Source organism: Pseudomonas sp. UBA5666, from assembly GCF_002420785.1.
Lineage (GTDB): Bacteria > Pseudomonadota > Gammaproteobacteria > Pseudomonadales > Pseudomonadaceae > Aquipseudomonas > Aquipseudomonas fulva.
Window position 1 is genome coordinate 22907 of the sequence record NZ_DIIQ01000023.1, and the last position, 641, is coordinate 23547.

The window sequence follows — 641 nt, forward strand, 5'->3', positions numbered from 1 at the left end:
TGGAAGTGATGTTGGAATGCAACAGCACCGGCAGGTCGCGCTCGGCGGCCAGGTGATAGACCCGTGTCATGGCTTCGTTGTTGGCACGCGGGGTTTCGCCGCTGGTCAACGCCGTCAGGTCATCGTGACGGGTGAATACCTCGCCAATACCCTGCCAGAGGCCTGGGTAAAGGTCGAGCATGCGTTCGATATGGCTCACGGCATTCTTGTCGACTGGATTGAAGCCGGTCAGGAAGGGATGGAATCGCTTGCGTTGTTCGTCCGACAATGGCTGCAGCGCCGCTGCTACATAGGTATCGGTGGCGCTGTACCAATAGGCGTCCGCATCGTCGCCGGCGTAATAGCGGGGACGCTTGGGCTCGTCTTCATGCCATTTCTTGGCAACGGGAATGCCCGAAATCATCGACTGATCGATGCCTGCAGCGTCCATGGCCTTGAGCAGCGCCGGCATACCTTCGGATTCCTGGAAGAAATCCACGTAATGCAGGTGAGCATCGCTGTAACGGTATTCACGGGCCTCGGCCCCTGGCCCCAGCCAGGCGGTCAACGCTACGCAGGCCAGTGCTCTGGCGATCATGGTGGGTTTCCTTGTAAGGGGGCAAACCTACTAGACCTGCACGCGCAGCGTGCGGTTCGCCAGC

At 59.9% G+C, this 641-nt stretch carries 1 pseudogene; it reads right to left on the bottom strand.

The window, feature by feature from the left end:
- Positions 1-577: pseudogene (locus tag B2Y33_RS11930) on the bottom strand (amidohydrolase); the annotation flags it as partial.
- Between the last annotated feature and the right edge of the window lie 64 nt (positions 578-641).